The sequence below is a fragment of the Oleiphilus sp. HI0125 genome, from assembly GCF_001635355.1.
Window position 1 is genome coordinate 1 of the sequence record NZ_LWGF01000383.1, and the last position, 2330, is coordinate 2330.

General features: G+C 48.1%; 1 protein-coding gene. It reads right to left on the reverse strand.

Annotation, left to right across the window (positions count from 1 at the left end; translation table 11 throughout):
• Nucleotides 1-2330, reverse strand: a 2330-nt coding sequence (locus tag A3762_RS05275; protein ID WP_197469044.1) for a VCBS domain-containing protein, incomplete at both ends; no start/stop codon positions are given.

The window sequence follows — 2330 nt, forward strand, 5'->3', positions numbered from 1 at the left end:
TTGCAGCGTTGTTTCTTCGGTAACAGAGCCTGAGTCTGTGCCACCAATGACTGCGGCATCCGCGGTTCCATGAACTGTGATAACGAGATTCTGCGTGTCAGAATCACCGTCTTGGTCAGTCACCGTAATAGGGATAGTGACGGTTTGATCTGTTCCTGCGGCCAAGTGTTGATAGGCGCTGTGACTGGGATCAAAGGTGTACGACCCATCGGAATTTAGCGTAAAACCGTCTATGGTCGGTGCGGTGTAGTTGGCCGTTTCATGGGCATCGGCATCAGTTGAGGTAATGTTGCCAGAGATGACACTGCCATCTTCGGTCGCACTCTGGGCTTGGATCTGATCCAGGACAGGCGCATCGTTAGTCCCGGTTAAGGTGATGACAAGATTTTTCGTGTCACTAGCTCCAGCCAAATCTGTAAGAGTTACCGGAATTGTAATTGTTTGCACATCGCCTTGGGCTAAATGATTGTAGCTGCTGTGACTGGGATCAAAACTATATTTCCCATTCTGCTGGAGTACAAAACCGTCGACACTCGGGGAAGAAAAGCTAACTCGGTCGTGGTTATCTATTTCATGGACAAAGATTGTTCCTGTTGTTAGCGTCGTATCGCCTTCATGTGCTGCTTGAGCTGTAATAGAGGTGATCTCCGGCGCATCGTTAGTGCCCGTTACGTTGATCGTTATCGTTTGCTGTACCGGTGTGCCGCTGCTGTCTGTGGCCGTGACAGTAAAGTGCTCTGTCACCTGTTGATTGGCATCTAGGATATCTGTCGCATTGCTTGTATTGTCCAGTTGATAATGCCACTGCCCCTGTTGATCAATACTCAACTGACCATAGTGGCCCTGCCCATGAACCACTTGCCAGCTGAGGGTATCGCCCGTGTCTAGATCGGTTACGTTTAACGTTCCAGTGGCATCGGCATTGCCGCTGGTTCCATCGCCCGCTTCTATTACAGCACCGGTGCTAGTCCCCGCAATTACCGGCAAGTCATTGCTGCCGATCAAGGTAATATTAAGTTGATGTGCAGTGCCGTCTGCCGTGTGAACGGTTAATAATTCATGCTCTACTTGTCCTGCTAATAGCGATTGAGACTTAGCTCCGTCAAGTGTGTAAGACCAGTTACCACTTACNTCNANATGNGCAGTACCAAATGTGCCCACAATCGTTTCTGGTTTAAAGCTAGACTCGCCATCATCTTTATCAACGATATGTAATTGGCCGGTTGTTAATTGACCACTATCTTCAACCACTTGTCCTGTCGACACGCCACTAATCGTCGCCGCATCATTCGTGCCGGTAATCGTGATGCTTGACGTCTGTGCAGTAGCCCCACCACGCGAATCGTTCACCTGATAACTGATTATTAGTGTCGTGCTCGCACCTGCCGCTAAGTGTTGAAACGTCGCACTGCCCGGGGCCACTGTTATCGTGTGACCATCAGCGGCAAGCGCAAAACCCGCTGGAATATTGGTCGTAGCGGCGGCTCCATCTAGCTCATAGCTTAAATGGCTAACGTGTAATACATCACCTGCATCTTTGTCACTGGCACCCTGTAATAAATCTACGTCATGGGTCGCATTATCTTCAATCGATTGATCTGTAACCGGTGATAGGACCTCGGGTTGCGCATTAACCGATAAGGTTAATGGTCTGGTCGTTTGTTGTACTTCCCCTCCGGCCGAGGCAATTGCAGTAATGGTTAAGGCTATATCACCGTGAAAATTTGGGTTCTGCAGATCGGCCTTAAGCCCATTTAAGTCAGCCTTATCTACCGTCCAAATTTTAGACAGGGCATTATAATTACCGTGGTTCAGCGTTGCATGATCCGGTAAACCTGATATTTTTACCGTAAGTGTTTCGGTATCGCCACCGGTGTCAATAATTGCTGTGTGCAAGTCAAGCGGTATTTCTGCACCTTGCTGCACAAGGTGAGTAGTCGCTGATAGCATCGGCGCATCAACACTACCATGAATGTTAATGACCACATTGCTGATGACTTGTTCGCCATCGAGTGTGGTTGCAATCACTGGAATTTTTTCTTGTATGGTTTCATGCACACCTAGGTGATTGACTGCCGAGTTAGTATTATCTAATGCATAATGATAATGTCCGGCACTATCAATCGAGAATGTCCCATAAGTAGTGTGCTGCTGAACTTGCGGCGTGAATTCTGGCTGATCAATACCATCTAAATCTTTGGCTTTTAATTCTCCTTTGACTTCAAATTGGGCACTATCTTCTTTCAGATCAGCCGTTAAACCCGCTGGCGGAATATCGGCTATACCGGCGTTATTAACATCATAGATATGCGGTGCTGAGGACCCTCCGT